The sequence below is a fragment of the Pollutimonas sp. M17 genome (genome assembly GCF_025836975.1).
Classification (GTDB): Bacteria; Pseudomonadota; Gammaproteobacteria; order Burkholderiales; family Burkholderiaceae_B.
The window spans coordinates 3376569-3393128 of record NZ_CP107548.1 but is presented as its reverse complement, the minus strand read 5'-3'; the positions used below and the strand labels follow the sequence as shown (position 1 = coordinate 3393128).

Annotated in this window: 13 protein-coding genes and 1 tRNA gene; 9 read left to right on the top strand and 5 right to left on the bottom strand. The window is 56.1% G+C overall.

The window, feature by feature from the left end; translation table 11 throughout:
• Nucleotides 1–38 precede the first annotated feature (38 nt).
• A complete protein-coding gene (locus OEG81_RS15975) occupies nucleotides 39–1127 on the bottom strand; it encodes a thiamine phosphate synthase (protein ID WP_264130267.1) in 1089 nt (362 codons plus the stop codon).
• Nucleotides 1120–1986, bottom strand: a complete 867-nt coding sequence (locus OEG81_RS15970) for an ATP-binding protein (RefSeq protein ID WP_264130266.1) — start codon at nucleotides 1984–1986, stop codon at nucleotides 1120–1122. The genes OEG81_RS15975 and OEG81_RS15970 overlap by 8 nt, the downstream gene beginning before the upstream one ends.
• A 139-nt stretch (nucleotides 1987–2125) precedes the next feature.
• On the opposite strand from OEG81_RS15970, the gene OEG81_RS15965 reads away from it, so the two are divergent.
• From OEG81_RS15965 to OEG81_RS15950, 4 genes are all read left to right on the top strand, one after another.
• Nucleotides 2126–3091 carry a polyprenyl synthetase family protein gene (locus OEG81_RS15965; RefSeq protein WP_264132618.1) on the top strand — a complete coding sequence of 322 codons (966 nt, stop codon included), beginning with the start codon at nucleotides 2126–2128 and terminating at the stop codon, nucleotides 3089–3091.
• Between the two features lie 68 nt (nucleotides 3092–3159).
• Nucleotides 3160–3236: transfer RNA gene (locus tag OEG81_RS15960), tRNA-Pro, on the top strand.
• A gap of 872 nt (nucleotides 3237–4108) precedes the next feature.
• The gene (locus OEG81_RS15955; RefSeq protein ID WP_264130265.1) at nucleotides 4109–4492 is read left to right on the top strand and encodes a helix-turn-helix domain-containing protein; all 384 of its coding nucleotides are present in this window, start codon (nucleotides 4109–4111) and stop codon (nucleotides 4490–4492) included.
• Nucleotides 4493–4993: 501 nt separating this feature from the next.
• Nucleotides 4994–5317 carry a hypothetical protein gene (locus OEG81_RS15950; RefSeq protein WP_264130264.1) on the top strand — a complete coding sequence of 108 codons (324 nt, stop codon included), beginning with the start codon at nucleotides 4994–4996 and terminating at the stop codon, nucleotides 5315–5317.
• 95 nt (nucleotides 5318–5412) lie between these two features.
• Here OEG81_RS15950 and OEG81_RS15945 read toward each other — a convergent pair whose 3' ends face one another.
• Complete coding sequence (locus tag OEG81_RS15945) at nucleotides 5413–6282, bottom strand: winged helix-turn-helix domain-containing protein (protein ID WP_264130263.1); 870 nt, start codon at nucleotides 6280–6282, stop codon at nucleotides 5413–5415.
• A 259-nt stretch (nucleotides 6283–6541) separates the two neighbouring features.
• Here OEG81_RS15945 and OEG81_RS15940 point away from each other — a divergent pair, with 259 nt between their 5' ends.
• From OEG81_RS15940 to OEG81_RS15920, 5 genes are all read left to right on the top strand, one after another.
• Nucleotides 6542–10648 carry an autotransporter domain-containing protein gene (locus OEG81_RS15940; protein WP_264130262.1) on the top strand — a complete coding sequence of 1369 codons (4107 nt, stop codon included), beginning with the start codon at nucleotides 6542–6544 and terminating at the stop codon, nucleotides 10646–10648.
• A 209-nt stretch (nucleotides 10649–10857) separates the two neighbouring features.
• Nucleotides 10858–11559 carry an SLATT domain-containing protein gene (locus tag OEG81_RS15935; protein ID WP_264130261.1) on the top strand — a complete coding sequence of 234 codons (702 nt, stop codon included), beginning with the start codon at nucleotides 10858–10860 and terminating at the stop codon, nucleotides 11557–11559.
• A gap of 13 nt (nucleotides 11560–11572) precedes the next feature.
• Nucleotides 11573–12619 (top strand): rod shape-determining protein, encoded by a 1047-nt coding sequence (locus OEG81_RS15930; protein ID WP_264130260.1) that lies wholly within the window; start codon nucleotides 11573–11575, stop codon nucleotides 12617–12619.
• 93 nt (nucleotides 12620–12712) lie between these two features.
• Entirely contained in the window at nucleotides 12713–14068 is a 1356-nt protein-coding gene (locus tag OEG81_RS15925) for an EAL domain-containing protein (protein ID WP_264130259.1), read from the top strand.
• A 155-nt stretch (nucleotides 14069–14223) separates the two neighbouring features.
• Nucleotides 14224–15132, top strand: coding sequence for a LysR family transcriptional regulator (locus OEG81_RS15920; RefSeq protein ID WP_264130258.1), 909 nt, complete (start codon nucleotides 14224–14226; stop codon nucleotides 15130–15132).
• On the opposite strand, the gene OEG81_RS15915 is transcribed toward OEG81_RS15920, so the two are convergent.
• Together OEG81_RS15915 and OEG81_RS15910 are read right to left on the bottom strand one after the other, a co-directional pair.
• Entirely contained in the window at nucleotides 15133–15855 is a 723-nt protein-coding gene (locus OEG81_RS15915; RefSeq protein ID WP_264130257.1) for an amino acid ABC transporter ATP-binding protein, read from the bottom strand.
• The gene (locus OEG81_RS15910) at nucleotides 15856–16557 is read right to left on the bottom strand and encodes an amino acid ABC transporter permease (protein ID WP_264130256.1); all 702 of its coding nucleotides are present in this window, start codon (nucleotides 16555–16557) and stop codon (nucleotides 15856–15858) included.
• Nucleotides 16558–16560: the final 3 nt, after the last annotated feature.

Below are 16560 nucleotides of genomic sequence, written 5' to 3'. Positions count from 1 at the left end.
CCTGCGCGGTTTCCTGTGGGGAGGGCGGCCGGCCCGCTTCAATCCTGATCGATCAGTTGGCGCATGCCCGCGATGCCGTGCGCGCCATGCCGCCTGGCTTCGGCCTGCGTGGCGGGCGATTGCCCGCCGATGGCGAAGACCGGCAAGCCGGCCTGGGCGGCCAGCAAGGAAAACCTATCCCACCCCATGCCCGGCTGGCCGGGATGCGAGGGCGTGTCCAGCACATGACCCAGTAAGGCGAAGTCGGCGCCCAGCGCGCTCGCCGCCGCCAGATCGGTGGCATCGTGCGCCGACACCCCGATCAGGCCGGGGACCTTGGCCCGGATTTCGTTCGTCGCCGGAGCGGTGTGTTCGCCGGCGTTCCGCGATGCATGGTTTTCACCGCCGCCCGTCAAAGGCGGCACGCGGTCAAGCAGGGCGCGGGCATCCGCCGCCCGGAAATGCACGCCGTCGGCCAGCGCCCACCAGCTTTCGGGGTGGCCGCTGTTGACCAGGCAGCGGGCGCCGGCATCATGGCATATTTGCACGATCCGCTTGAATGCGGCATAGGCGTCGGGCTTCGATACGGCCATCCAGGCGGATTCGCGGAACTGCACCAGCCTGACGCCTTTTTGCAGGGCCAGCGCCAGCTTTTCCAGATAAGGCTCAAGCCTGTCCTGGCTGCCGATAGAGGTGATCAGGTATTGCTCCGGCAGTCGAAGCCAGCGCAGGGGCGGCTCGGTGGCCGGCAGCAAGGGGCCGACCGGCAGCTCGGCCTGCGGGTCGACCCAGGCCAGTTCCTGGTTCTCCAGGCCGGCGGGCGTGCCCGCCCAGCCATAGACCCGGCAAAACGCCAGCTGCACGATATTCTTGGGATATTCGTGGGTATAGGTCACCCAGGGCGAGGCATCGGTAATCTGGATGCCAAGCTCTTCCTGCAGCTCGCGGGCCAGTGCTTCCAGAGTGGATTCGCCCGCCTCGATCTTGCCTCCGGGCAATTCCCACCACCCCGCCCAAGGCTTGTCGCTGGGCCGCTGGGCCAACAGCAACTGGCCGTCGGGCCGCAGGATCAGGCCTGCCGCCACCTTGATGAAAGGCTTGTCCGCGGAGGCGGGGGCGGCAGGCGCCTCTGGAATGTTTTCAGACATGCCTTGCCGCCCAGTCGCGCGCGAACTGGCGTGCCACCCGCCCCGAGCGCGAGCCGCGTTCAAGCGCCCATTGCAGCGCTTCCGTGCGCGAGGCCTCGATATCCGCCTGCGAACAGCCATGCTCGGCCAGCCAGTAATTCACGATATCCAGGTAGTCGTCCTGCTTGAAGGGGTAGAACGACAGCCACAGGCCGAAGCGCTCCGACAGGGAAATCTTTTCCTCCACGGTCTCGCCGGGATGGATCTCGCCGTCGGATTGGTGCTTGGCACTTAGATTTTCGCTCATGTATTCCGGCATCAGATGCCGGCGGTTCGACGTGGCGTAGATGAGGACATTGTCGCCGGAAGCGCTGACCGAGCCATCCAGCACCGACTTCAAGGCCTTGTAGCCGGGTTCGCCTTCCTCGAAGGACAGATCGTCGCAGAAAATGATGAAGCGTTCGGGCCGCCCGCTGACCAGATCGACGATGTCGCCCAGATCGCCCATGTCGGCCTTGTCGACCTCGATAAGGCGCAGGCCCTGGTCCCCATAAGCGGCCAGCATGGCCTTGACCAGGGAGCTCTTCCCGGTTCCGCGCGCGCCCGTCATCAATACGTTGTTGGCCGGCTTCTTGTGCAGGAAGTGCTGCGTGTTGCGGTCGATGATGGACTTCTGCCGCTCTATGTGCTGAAGATCCCGCATATCGATGCTGGAAACGTTCTGGACCGCATCCAGCCATCCCCGCGCGCCCCGTTTGCGCCAGCGGAAGGCGTGCGCCGTCCAGTCGATGTCGGGTGGGGCGGGGGGCAGCCACGCTTCCAACTGCGCCAGAACACGTTCGGCGCGGCCAATCAGCGTACTCAAGTCGTTGGCAGTCACAAAAATCTCCAGGAACAAATCGCGGGAAAAACCCACATTATCGCCAATTTACCGAAGGCCGGCCGCCGGAGGGTCACGTATAATCCTAGCCTTGATCCGAAAGATCGTGTCGATACTAACTTTGAACCCGGACCACGCTTTGAATCTCCCCGAGTTAATTGCCCCCATTGAAGACGATATGAAGGCAGTCGATGCGGTAATACGCGCGCGCCTCGATTCAGACGTCGTCCTGATCCGTACCATAGGCGACTACATAGTGGGGGCGGGCGGAAAGCGGATGCGGCCCGCCATGGTGCTGATGGTGGCCAATGCCCTGGGCTACTCGGGAAGCAAGCATCATCTTCTGGCCGCCGTGGTCGAGTTCATACACACCGCCACCTTGCTGCACGACGACGTCGTCGATGAGTCCGACCTGCGGCGCGGCCGCAGCACGGCCAATGCCGTGTTCGGCAATGCGGCCAGCGTGCTCGTGGGGGATTATCTGTATTCGCGCTCGTTCGAGATGATGGTCGAATCGGACTCCATGCCCGCCATGTCAGTCCTGTCGGCCGCCACCACGGTCATTGCCGAAGGCGAAGTGCTGCAACTGCTCAACGTCCACGATCCCGACGTTTCGCTGGACCGCTATCTGCAGGTGGTGCGCTACAAGACCGCCAAGCTGTTCGAGGCGGCTGCCCAGGTGGGCGCCATCGTAGGCGGCGCCACGCCGGAACAGGAAGCGGCCGCCGCCGCCTACGGCCGGCATATCGGCACGGCCTTCCAGTTGATCGACGATGTCCTGGACTACAGCGGCGACGCCGACGCGCTGGGCAAGAACGTAGGTGACGACTTGCGCGAAGGCAAGCCGACCATGCCGCTCATCCGTGTAATGGAAGTGGGCAGCGCCGAACAGAAAAAACTGATCCAGGACGCCATACGCACCGGCGACGCCGACTTCGCCGCCGTGGCGCGCGCCATACAGGACACCAAGGCGCTGGACTACACCCGCCAGGCGGCCACCGCCGAGGCCGGACTGGCCCGGGAAGCCCTGGCCGGCTTCCCCGTTTCCGTTCATCGCGATTCTTTGTTAGAATTTTGTTCTTTCGCGGTAGAACGCGATAGGTAGTAGGTAGTCAATCCCGTTGTTGCCGGTTTTTTGTTGTTTGAAGTCCGGCGGCAAGCTTCACGAGTAATCGGGGCGTAGCTCAGCCTGGTAGAGTACTGCGTTCGGGACGCAGGAGTCGCATGTTCGAATCATGTCGCCCCGACCAAAACTTGCATCAAGCCTCTCTCTGGCTCTTCCGGCTCTTCCCCATAATCGGGGGATCAGGGCATTCATCAAACTCGGTTAATTACACCATTCCAACCGCACTGGGCCAAGACCCGCATGCGGTAATTCCCAACATTCCTAAAGTATTGGTGTGGAGCCGACGCGCCGGTTGCAACTGCGAACCTCAGCGCCTATGGCTCTGTCGACGAATGTTATGCGTGAGCAACCATTGCCTCAAAAGCGAATTCAGTGCGTTTTGAGCGCCAACATTTAAACACATGTGTGTTTAAATGTTGGCGCTCAAAAAACAGCATGCGGCGTCGCATTTTCGCTTTACCGCCATGCTTGATGGTGTTCCCAGATTCATCATGGAGGCTAAATAAACTCGCCGCGTTTTCCTCTTCTAGGTGTCAGCGGCTTTCCATGGCAAGTAGTAAGCCGCATTTCTTCGGAGAATTCGGCAATTTAGAAGCACGATATTCCTTTATCATAAAAGCTGCGGTTAATTTTTATGTATAAAATTCTCCGGTGGGTTTGGCTTTGTCATTAGCAATGCCAAGCCTTGGCTCGCGCCTCTTGCACATTACCGGTCCGTGAATTCATGTTTCTATTGAAGTAACGGCCTCTAAACAAATGGACTTGAATCCGTCAAGAAGGGTTTGCTTAAGCTTTATCACCCGAATGATTGTAACACAAATTTACATATTTGTAGTCCGTGATGAAGCATATAGGATAAGCTTTCAGCCGCAACGGCTAATCGACCCGACAGTATAAGTGTAACAGCATGTACTCAGAATATCTGCTTAATTCATTGGTGGCAACGCATAGCATTTTTCCGATGCTTAACATCATGGATAGGAAATCATAAGAAGAATGACAACATTTGGCCAACGAGTGCGTGAAGTCAGAATGCGCTATGGCTGGACGCAAAAAGAACTTGCATTAGCCAGTGGATTAACGCAAAGTGCTATAGGTAATTATGAAAGCGGACAGCGTACGGAACCCACGAGCGTAGCTCTCATCAAGCTGGCTCACGCATTGAAAGTAACGCCAGAGTGGCTCAGGCAGGGAAAGGAGTCAGCGAGGGAGCCTGGCAAAGAAAGCCTAAGCAAAGATGCGGGGGCAAAAAAGCACGATGCTCAAACCGCTTGGCCTTTTCATGGCGTGAGCTTCGACGACTTCCTGGCGCTTTCCCCTGGCGAGAAACGCATCCTCAACTCCATAGTCGAAACATTTATTCGTTCACGCCTTGCATAGTAGCGGCGCATGCCGGTGCGACCATGTCGACTAACTGAAATCCAGAAAGCTTCAGCCACATCGATTGGTTGTTTATTTTCGCATGGGAGACGGCTTCGCCATAAATGGCAAGAACGGTTAACTGCGATACGTCTAAACCACAAAAGAGACGTGGCGGCGGTAAAGCCAGCGTTGCCTATTATTTCCTATCGAGCCCATCGTTGCCGACCGATGGAGCCCATTGAAGAAGCCCTGGCGCCTGAACCGAAAATCCTGCCGATTCTTAGACGCGACTGATGATGAAGAGCAGAAGACAAAGTAAAAAATAAACACAACTGTGTTTGTTTTTTACTTTTTTGCGGTTAATATCATATCCCGACGATAGCAACGCCTATCCTCATCCTTCTCTATCCAGTTTCATGGGTGGGGTATGCAAACCGTGTGGCAGCTGAGGTCGCATTGCAGCTGGCAATGAATTCATCATACAAAAATGTCACGAAGCTCATCACCTCTTGATAAAAAATGGAACGTCAGAAGCACTTACCTTATTTTTATACCCTGCGATTTGACAGGACGATATACGAAGCGGCAGAACGGCACGAGATCGATGCAATACCATTATTGTCCGCACTCGAATCGTCACGAACCATAGCTTGTGGTGTGGCGTCGCTCCTGAATGTGGTGCGTAACCATGGTTTGACCGAGGAGGGGAGCAATGGGGATACATTGATCAGCCATATGCATGCTGATGACTTAATCTCGCTATGCGTCGAGTCGATGAACTTGCTGAATACCAAGATCGAAATCCTGGCGGACCAGCTTTCGGTAAAGCACCCGGAAAAATGAATCGATAGGATGCCAAAGAGTATCTGCATAGGCGGTGCAACATTCATGCATTCGCTTGTTTGTTCAGGTAATTGGATCGAGCAGAAACCGACTCTTCAAGCTTGGGCGTCATCATTGTTGTTCAGCAGCTCGCCGGCAGCGAAAACATAGCCTTCCCCTCTAATACTACGTATGGGCAGCCGGATTGCATGCGCAGCAGCCTTTTTTCTCAGCCTGCTGATAGCGACATCGAGGCTACGGGTAACTCTACCACCTTCCGGGTTGTATAAAGCATCCTGGCTTGCACGGGTCAGAGGTTCTTTCGGATGGCTGAAAAACCGAAGCATTATGTTCCGCTCTGAGTGGTTCAGTTCCATCCTGGCCCCATTCGGAGCCTCTAGGATCCAGCCGTCATTCTCCAAACTCCATTCGCCTTGGGGGTTGGTCTCACATACGGCTTTATATGCCGTCGCTCTTTCACCAGGATCGACATCAGCCTCTTTGTGAAAAATATTCTCCACTTTTCGGTGTTTTCCTTCAACCCTCAGGCGACGCAGCGAGGCCAAAAGCGCAGCGATCAACTCAAGGGAATCAGGTGCAGCATCCACACATGCATCCGCACCGGACAACAGCGCGCCCGCTCTTGACAGTCGGTCTGGGAAATCTGTGATGACTACTATGCTGGCGCGGCAAAAGGCCACACGAAGTTGAGCAACGGCGAGATGAACGGTGGCCGGGGTTGCCTGTAAAACAATCAATGGTGCTGCGCTTGCAGCCAAGCAGGAACGCACGGCAGCTATGCTGGAGCAAATCAGCACATTAAAACCGAAAGCTCGAAGTTCATCGGCATATTGAGCTATGTGCTGCGGGCTGTGCGCAAGATAAACGACTTCCATGCCATTGGAACGCGCCGTTAAGCTGGCAAATGCGTATGGTGTAAGCATCCAATCTTTCTTCGTCTCGTGATTCTTTGCCGCCTCTTGCATTGAAGAGTTCGTTTCGCAAGCAGTTTGAATAGCCTTGTCATTCTGTTCCCCACTGTCCCGTGGTTGACGTGCAACATCCTCCCGTTTTAACACACTTGTGTATATAATTTAAATGGACTGCAACAGGATGAATCAAGATTGTTGAAACAATATATTGATTTAAAAGAATAAATTTAAGTATTTAACCTACGCTGTTGCCATTTTAAACACAATCGTTGATTAAAAAACCAAAACGTGCGTAAGCACAGGGGAGTTCTTGATGTCAGGCCTCAATATATCCAGACCCGCAATCGCCCTCTCGGCGCTCACAGCGGCATTGCTAGTCGTGTTTTCCCCAGCATATGCCGCAGGCCCGGGCCCGAACAAAGTCGTGGTGGCCAGCGGTAAGGACGATGTCAAGCTCAAGCACGGTACTTCCTATAAGTACCTCGAGGCCAAGCGTGGCGGTGAAATCAGCGGATTCAAGACCAGCATACAAGGCCAGGCGGGCAACCTCGTCAACGCGAACAGCGGGGGCAAGATCAAGCTGAAGGGCGCCGATATCGAGGCCAGCGGCCACAAATACGGGCAAGGCCCTGCTGTCAGCGCCACTGGGGACCGTGATCGCGGACATCATCGCCGCGACAGTATTGTGACGCTCGAGAACGGTAAAATTACGACCAATAATGCCAACTCGCCGGCTTTGCAGGCCAATAAGCAGGGCGGAAAAATTCATGTCGATGGCACCGAGCTGCGCACCCGGGGCTCGCGAAGCGATGTCGTCCAGGCGCTCGATGGCGGGGAGGTTACTCTACGCAGGGCGGAAATCACGAGCGATGGCCGATACTCCGACGGCATAAAGGTGTCCGGCCATGGTTCCACTGCCATTGTCGACAGGACTCGCATATCCACTCGTGGCGATGGCGCCGATGGGGTCAGCGTGAGCAAAGGAGGGCTTGCCACCATTGACAAGTCCAGTGTGCAAACACGTGGGCATTCTGCAAATGGAGTAAGCGTATCCAGCAAGCGCTCAGTGGTGATCGGCAAGTCCGTCGACGTTTCTACCAAAGGCAATAACGCTATCGGGCTGGATGTGGAAGACGGCGGCAAGGCGTTCCTGGTGGGCAGCAAGGTATCAGCGAGCGGGAACAATGGAGTGGCGCTGAACGTCGATGGAAGGGGCAGTCAAGCCATCGTCTTGGGCTCCAGCTTGAAAAGCAGTGGCCGCAATGGCCGGGCGATCCTTGTCGAAGACGGCGCCCAAGCTCTGATTGCCAATTCGACGGTCATGGCAAAGGGACTTGGGGTTGAAGTTCGGAGCAAAGGAAAAGCGCAACTCATTGGCAGTGACGTTCAAGCCTATGGGGATCGAGCAACGGGTGCGTCCGTCAGCGGCAATGATTCCTCGCTGTCCGTTGTTGGCACAACCATCGAAGCCACCGGGGATGATTCCACCGGCGTGCAAGTGAGCAAAGGCGCACGCGCTCTTTTGATCAACAGCGAGGTTCAGGGAAGAGATAAGGGCATTGCCGTCAACAAGGGCGCTCGCGTCGGTGTCATAGGCGGTTCCATTGCCGCTACCGGTTCGAATGGCGTTGCCTTATCGGTTGAGGATCGTGGTAGCGTTGCGGCGGTGATTGACGCTGATTTGACCGCCAATGGCAGGAGCGGGGTCGCTGTCGATGTGCAGGACGCTGGCCGGGCCTATCTGCTGGGCTCTCGTCTGAATGCCAAGAGCGTGGGTGTGCAGGCGGATGGCAAAGGCACTTCCGTTATCAGTATCGGCAGCGAGATCGTCGCCGGCAGCGGCGAAAAAACACATAGATCGCATTCCGCCTCTAAACCCGCGGTGGGTGTAGCCGCAACCCGTGGCGCCGAAGTCATTCTGATAGGTGGCGAGGTTGCAGCCCTTGGTGATAAAAGCGTGGGCGCCCTGGCCGCAGGTGGAGACATACAGATCGAAAGAGCGCAGATCAGCTCTTCCGGGTCGAGCTCCATAGCGGTGCTCGCCCAACAGGAGGACAGGAGCGGCAAGCATGGTAGAAACAGGCATGTTTCGTCCTCGCAGGTTGAAGTGAACGATTCCACTGTGTCGGCAACCGGCAACAACGCCGTGGCTGTCAAGGCAAACGGAAAACGTAGTGAAGTCTCGGTAGAGGATTCCACTGTCAGCGCAACTGGCCGGGGCAGCCATGCTGTGGTGTCTCAGGATGGCGGCAAGGTTATTCTGAACAACAGCACGGTGAATGTAGAGGGCAAGGGATCCGCCGTGGCTGTTGTGACGTCTGAAAAATCCCGGCGCAATCGTGAAGTTTCCGAGCTTCATATCAGCGGAAGCGACTTGACCGCCACTGGCAAGCAATCGGCCGGCATCAAGCTGGAGAACAGCGCCAATGTATATCTGACCCACAGTACGATAAGCACAACGGGCGCCAGCTTTGTATCGAACCTGGATCGAGGCCATCAGACTCAAAACATCGTCGTTGGCGACGGCGCCAAGCTGGTCGAAAACAACGGCACATTGCTGCAAGTCAACCGTAGCGGCGACAGTGGGAACAGCAAGGTCAACCTTGACCTGCAAGATGGCTCCGTGACGGCCGGCAATATCGTCGATGACCTTGGTGTGACCCTTTCGGGCAGCGGCGGCACCTATGTAAAGCTTGGTGCGTTAGCCACTTATGACGGCAAGATGACTGGCGTACGCGAAGTGACGACGGAAGGCGGGAAGCAAAAAATCAACTTCGAAGGCGGCAGTTCGATCGGCAATCTTTCGATCGATGGCAAAGCAGTCACCAGCGGCGGGTTGATCGAACAACGCATCCACGCTGCCCAAGATGTAACGGTCAACGATGCAACACTGGGCGGAAACTGGCAAATCGATGGAAAACTGATCAGCAAGAATGGCGGCATTATCAAGCCTGGAAACTCCGTTGGAGCAATCAGCACCGCCAGCATTGACTGGCAAGCCGGTACGGTCTATCAGGTCGAGATCAACAAAGCCGGCCAATCGGATCTGGTCGAGGTGACCGGTGCAGCCAATATCGCCAACACGAAGCTCGTTGTTTCGGAAGAGAACGGCCAGGGCCGCTTCCGTTTGAACCACGACTATACGGTCTTGACGGCAGCCGGTGGAGTCGATGGCCAATTCACAAGCTCCGACTGGGCGGGAACCGCATATCCCCTTATTTCGATGAACACGCTCTACTCGGATAACGCAGTGGCGGTGCGGATGGGGGTCAACCATCAAGCCTTGAGCACCATGGGCTTCACCCAGAATCAGCGTACCACAGGCTTCGGCGCGGCCTCTGTGGCGGGCGCGAACGCAACTGTCGACGAGGCCTTCTTCTCCCCGGATCCTGCGCAAGCCTTTGACCAGCTCTCGGGCGAGGTGCATGCGAGCGCCAGATCCCTGCTCTTCTCGGACATGCTTTCCACGAATGCCGCTTTGCAGTCCCATATGCGCGCCAACCTGGGGGCCGAGCTGCAACCGGGCAAGCCAATAGCGGCTGTCGGCGACACGCCTACAGGTGCACAGCCCAAATACAATGATTACCCGCTTTGGGTGCGTTTCAACGCAGCCAGCATCGACATGGGCGGTAACGACAACGCCGCATCGGCGCGCTATTCACCCACGCGGCTGTTGGTGGGCGTAGACAAGGGTCTTGCAGGTGGCTGGCGCCTGGGTGCCGCGGCCGGAATAAGCTCGGGTGACTTCAGTGTCAACGCGCGTAGCTCCAAAGGCAATATCAATAACTACACCTTCGCCTTGTACGGGGGCAACAGCTGGCGCGTTGGCGCTGGAAAATTGAACTTGATGCTGGGCGGAGGGTATACCCGGCACACCCTGGACACCAACCGCCACGTCAGCCTTGGTGGCGGCCAGAAGCTAAGCGCCGACTACCACGGCTCGACCTGGCAGCTGTTTGGAGATCTCGGCTATGTCATACCCTGGGGCGAAACCCACAACGTCGAGCCCTATGTCAATATCAGCTGGTTCGACCAACACATGGGCAGCTTCAGCGAGTCTGGCGGCGATGCTGCGCTTAGCTCAAGCGCGACCTCGGCCAAGCTCTCGAGCTACACCTTGGGCCTGCGTTCGGCGCTGGTCTTTCCGGGTGGAACCAGGGCGTTCACGGTGCGCACCAACCTCGGTTGGCGTCATGCGGGAGAGGATCGCTCGCCGACCCGAACGATGCGCTTCATAGAAGGGGCGGGCAGTTCATTCTCGGTAGTTGGTGCGCCGATTGCAAAGAACAGCCTCCTCGTAGGCCTTGGCGGCGAAGTCGCCCTGGATGAGTACTTCGCCATGGGGCTTAGCTATAACGGCGAGTTCGGCTCGGGTAACTCCGATAATGCGGGCTCGCTTTATGTGAAAGTGCGGTTCTAAACGCCTGATCTAACCTGCAAAGTGTGTTGAGGCTGGGCCACCCGCCCGACACACTTTTAGCGTGCGCAACGATGCTTCCTTCCCGCCTCGCTCGCTCTGGTGCTTCTGAACGACTCTTGCAGTCGTCCGCTACGGGTTTGGCCGAATTTTTCGAGCGGCCCATAGCGCCCAAGCGCTTATCCATCCGGAAACTATTTAAACAAAAGCCTATGAAAGATATTCAAGACCCTTCATTCTTAGCAGCGGACGCACCATCCAAGCAAGCAGAGCCAGCTCGGCCAAGAACAGAGGCCGAAAAGCTCTTGATGAGGATGCGCATTTCACAGAAATGCCGCTACAACGCCTCCGTACGATTACGCCGTTCCTACCGCTTCAGGCTTTTCACATCGATGATGTTCGCAGTGGGATTGATGATCATTCCACTGCTACAGAACTCGCCAATCCAATTGGGCTTCAGTGCTTCCGTGATGGCCATGGTTCAAGTCCTGTTGGCGGTTGGAGTACTCGTCTTCACTGTCATAGCAGGTAAGGCTGGATATGAAATTCGAGCCGACCGGCTCAATCAGGAAGGCGACGCCCTGAAGGAGGTTAGCCGCCGCCTTACAAGATACATGTCTTCAAACGCCAGCATCCATCTTGAGGACTATCATCACGACTACGCACGGCTGACCTCGGGAAAGGAGTCTCATTCACGCTCGGATTATCTTATGGCTCGCGTCGAGATGGGAGACGAGTTTCCAATGTGGCTGGGAAAGCGTGTATTGCTGCGTGTGATTCTCTCAGTCTCTGCCATATCAAACTACATCATACCTCTCGTCTTGATTCTGATGGAGGTGGCGTTCATCTCGGACATGCTCACCCTCACAACGTTCTATCCCGGCGTCCTGCACCTTTCCGCTGCTGCACACTGAAGAGGCGCCGCCGATGATGGGTTTTATGCGTCGTTATTTTTCCACCGATATGGCTATTGACCTCGGAACGGCCAATACATTGATCTACGTTCGAGGGAAAGGCATTGTGCTCGACGAGCCGTCAGTGGTTGCCATTCGCCATGAAGGAGGGGCCGGCAATGGCAGAAAAGTAATTCAAGCGGTTGGTAGTGAAGCCAAACAGATGTTGGGGCGGGTGCCTGGAAATATTGAGGCAATCCGCCCCATGAAAGACGGGGTCATCGCAGATTTCACAGTGACTGAGCAGATGCTCAAGCAATTTATCCAGAAAGTGCATCCGCGAAATTTACTGGCGCCGAGCCCACGCATTATCGTGTGTGTGCCAAACGGATCCACGCAGGTCGAACGCAGAGCTATTAGGGAGTCCGCACTGGGAGCGGGTGCTTCGCATGTTTACCTGATCGAAGAACCCATGGCCGCAGCTATCGGCGCGGGCCTGTCGGTCTCCGATGCCAGTGGTTCGATGGTGGTGGACATAGGCGGAGGCACCACCGAGGTGGCCGTGATATCGCTGGGTGGAATGGTCTACAAGGGCTCGGTTCGCGTGGGCGGCGATAAGTTCGAAGAAGCCATTGTTAAGTACATCCGGCGGAACTACGGCATGCTCATCGGCGAGCCTACTGCTGAACTAATCAAGAAAGAAATAGGGTCGGCCTTCCCGGGTTCCGAAATTCGTGAAATTGAAGTCAATGGCCGTAACCTTGCCGAAGGCGTGCCGCGTAGCTTTACGGTGTCGTCCAACGAAATCCTGGAGTCGCTTACCGATCCACTGAACCAGATCGTCTCGGCAGTCAAGATGGCCCTGGAGCAAACCCCACCGGAACTTGGTGCCGATATCACCGACAAGGGAATCGTTCTTACCGGTGGCGGTGCGCTGCTTCGCGACCTTGATCGCCTGCTTCAGGAGGAAACAGGCCTACCCGTCGTGGTGGCCGAGAAAGCCATGAATTGCGTAGTGCTCGGTTGTGGACAAGCCTTGGATCAACTTGAAAAGCTTGGCGATATTTTTCTACATGACTAAGTGAAGACGTCTGCTTGACGGAGCCGGTCGCTCATAGGAAAAGATGGCTGGAAGTTCAACGGCAAATATCTTTACGATCTAGGAGGCAAGAGTATGTCCTACAGCACGATCGCTATCGACAACGGTAGCGCATCTGCGGCGTCTTCGTGCCAGCTCGTTCTAGTGCGCATCGTGAACTCGAACGAGCTTATGGCCGCATATGGCAGCGACTTCTATCTTCATGCCACAGCCTTTATAACAATACAACTGGCAACCATAGGTATACCGAAGACCGCAATTCTATTTAATGAAGAATACGTCTTTATTGATCTGGCGGAATGCAGCGATGCCTATTTGTACAAAAAAGATGCGTTCTGTGAACGCATAAATGCCCTATTATCTTTTGCGCCGGTCACACAGGCAGAAGAGCAGGCGTTTCTAAGAGTTGAAACAACTTTTATAGACGGGAGAACCAAAGCCCTATACCTAAAAGGGACTAGCGAAGCCACTCATTTAAATAGCAAAGCCTGGGCACAATCGTCGTCCGGGTCAAATGGGCAGTGGGAAGCATATTATAGAATGGACATGATGCGTGCGATAAGTCTGTTCTCTATGATGGCCTCCAGGACGCTTGTCCTTGCTTTCCAGCCCGTCGTATCGGCCGAAAGCAAAAAATCGACTATTTACTGGAAATGCCTGCTGCGCCAGCAGACGGACGAATCATCCTCGGGATTTAGCGCTTGTACGGTCTATATTGCCGCCCTCGAGCGCTTGAAGTTGATGGCCAGGATAGACCGCAGCATCTTTTGGACCATTTTCGCCTTGTTGACCGAGCACCCCGGGATACGTCTTGGTTGCAAGGTTTCAGCGCAATCATTGAAGTTCGACTGCTGGTGGCGTTTGATATTTTGCGAGCTGCAAGCACAACCGGAAGCTGCCTCTCGATTGATCATCGAGATCACTGAAACCAGCGCTATTACTCAGGACGAGGAAGCAGTAACCATTCTTCGCGCGCTTAGATCTTTCGGCTGCAAGATAGCCATAGATGGTATCGGGTCTGGCTATAGCACCCTGGATTTCGTTGTTCGTTCTCGTCCCGATTTTGTCAAAATCGATATGGCTTATCTACGCCCGGTCATGAGCGATAGAGCAACTTCCTCACAAAGCATCTTGCGTAATCTCACCCAGCTCTGCGCCAATTTAAGCCCCTGCGTCATTACAGAGGAAATCGAATCGGAACGAGACCGATCGGATGCCGTCGAAGCCGGAACTCATGGTCTTCAAGGCTATCTCATGGGGCAGCCGCATGTGGTCCCGCATTGGCTGAACGAGCCTATCGTTGTCCGCGACGCATTCGAGCCAGGACATCCCAGCCATGCCTTGCCTAAAAAACCTTCATCGACGGTGGATGGCGCTTCTACCGCAACTCCGCGGCAGGAAGCGCCAGCTGCCTGGAGAAAAAAAGCATAAGTGAAGGTATCGGTTTCATGCCGTGGCCGGCGATCCGCCTGGCCGTGTAGGAGCGGAATCTGATAAAAATGGAAATTTTGCGCAAATAGCCTAAAGTGTCGGGTTGAGTACGGTGGCCGAAAACTTAATAGGGATCAATAGCGCAAGGTGATGCCATGTTGACGTTCAAACAGATCGAGGCGCTCTATTGGGTGGTGGAGCTGGGCGGGTTCGCCAAGGCCGCCGACAAGCTCAATACGACGCAGTCGGCGATTACGAAGCGGATCAAAGAACTGGAAGCCGACTTCGATATCCAGGTGTTTGACCGCTCCTCGAAGAAGGCGGTGATCACCCAGAAGGGCCGTGAAATCTTCGAGATGGCGGACAGCCTGCTGTCGCTGCGCGATGTGATGCTGATCAGGCTCAAGGGCCATCACACATTCTCGGGGACGCTTCGGCTGGGAATCACCGAGATCACCGCCATGACCTGGCTGCCCGACCTGATGCGCGAGTTGAAGATATTCTTCCCGCAACTGACGGTGACGCCCATCATCGGCATGGCGGCGGAACTGCATAAGAACCTGCTTGAGGCACGCCTAGACATGGCTTTCCTGCATGGCGACCTGCGCGGCCCCTTGCTGGAGGCCGAGCCGCTGGGGGTGTTGAAATTCGCCTGGATGGGCAGCCCCGAACTCATTTCAGGCGACAAGATATACACGCCCGAGGAAATTTCAAAGATGTTCCTGATTCGCCAGGACCAGGAGTCGGGGCTTAACGGTATTTACGATGAATGGCTTAAGCCCCACAGCGCGGAGCAGAACCTTTTTACGATCAACAGCCTGCTGGCGATGGCGGGTTTGACGGTTGCCGGTTTCGGCGTGTCGTGCCTGCCGGTGGATTACTTTTATAGCCTGGTACAGCAAAGAAAGCTGATCGTCGCCCAGACCACCAAGCCCACGCCCCAGTCACAGTACTGCTCGATGTACTTGAAGAACATGAACAGCGCGCTATACCAGGAGATCGCGGAACTGGCGCGGCAGTGCTGCAATTTTGCGGTCCCTTACGGCACGGCGGTCGGGTCATGATCAGTGCCTGATGTCGGACAGGAATTTGCGTGCCCGATCGGAGGCCGGCTGCGTGAAGAACTGTTCGGGCTGCGCTGTTTCGACGATCTTGCCGGCGTCCATGAACCATACGACATCGGCGACATCTCGGGCGAAGTTCATTTCGTGCGTCACGCAAACCATGGTCATGCCCTCTTTGGCCAGGGATTTCATCACCAGCAGCACTTCGTTCACCATTTCCGGGTCGAGCGCACTGGTGGGCTCGTCGAAGAGCATGATCCGGGGCCGCATGGCCAGGGCCCGTGCGATCGCGACACGTTGCTGCTGGCCGCCGGAAAGCTGCCCGGGAAACGCGTCGGCCTTGTGAGACAAGCCCACCCGTTCCAGCAGCGTCGCCGCCGACTCTTGCGCTTGCTTCTTGTTCATTCGTCCAAGCATGACCGGCGCCATCATCAGGTTGTCCAGGACGCTCATGTGGGGAAACAGGTTGAACTGCTGAAATACAAAGCCGATGTGGCTGCGCAGTTCATCAATCGAACGGCAGGTGTGGACGGGTGTGTCATCCACGTAGATCTCGCCTTTCTGAATGGGCTCGAGGCGGTTCACGGTGCGGATCAGGGTTGATTTGCCGGAGCCGGAGGGCCCGCACACAACGATGACTTCCCCTTGCCTGACTTGCGCGTTGATGTCGTCAAGGGCCAGGTAGTCGCCATACCACTTGCTTACGTTCTTGAATTGAATCATCTAGGTCACCTGAACAATCATTGTGCGTTTGATCTGGATGCGGTTTTCAACCAGTTTCACCAAGCCGCTGAGGATCAAATTGAGCGTGAAGTACGTGAGCGCCAACAGCCCGAATACTTCGAACGGCTTGGTCAGCAGTATGTTGTTGACTTGCGCGGCGGCGAATGTCAGTTCATGGACGCTGATTACAAATCCCAACGAGGTTTCCTTCACTGTCGAAATGAACTGGCTTAGCATGCTGGGCAGCGTGTTGTACAAGGCTTGCGGCAGAATGACGCGCCGCATGGTCTGGATATAGCTCAGGCCCAGCGATCGGCCGGCTTCGAGCTGGCCTGCGGGCAGGGCCTGGATGCCGCTGCGGATGATCTCGGCCAGGTAGGCGCTTTCATAGATCACCAGCGCCGCGATCATGGTCGTTGCGCCGCCCACCGGTCGATTGATGATGATGGGCACAAAAAAGTACGCCCAGAAAATGAACATCAGCAGCGGCAGGCCCCTGACGATGTAGACGATGGCGGTGCTGGGCCAGTAGAAAATACGAATGGTGCTGATTCGGCCCAGCGCGAGCAGGATGCCGAATGGGAATGCCAGTGCCAGGCTTATCAACGCCAGACCGACGGTCGCCACCAGGCCGCCCATCGCGCCGTTGGGGTACTGGCCCACCAGCAGGAGCAGCCAGTTGTCGGAAAGAATGTCCAGCATATC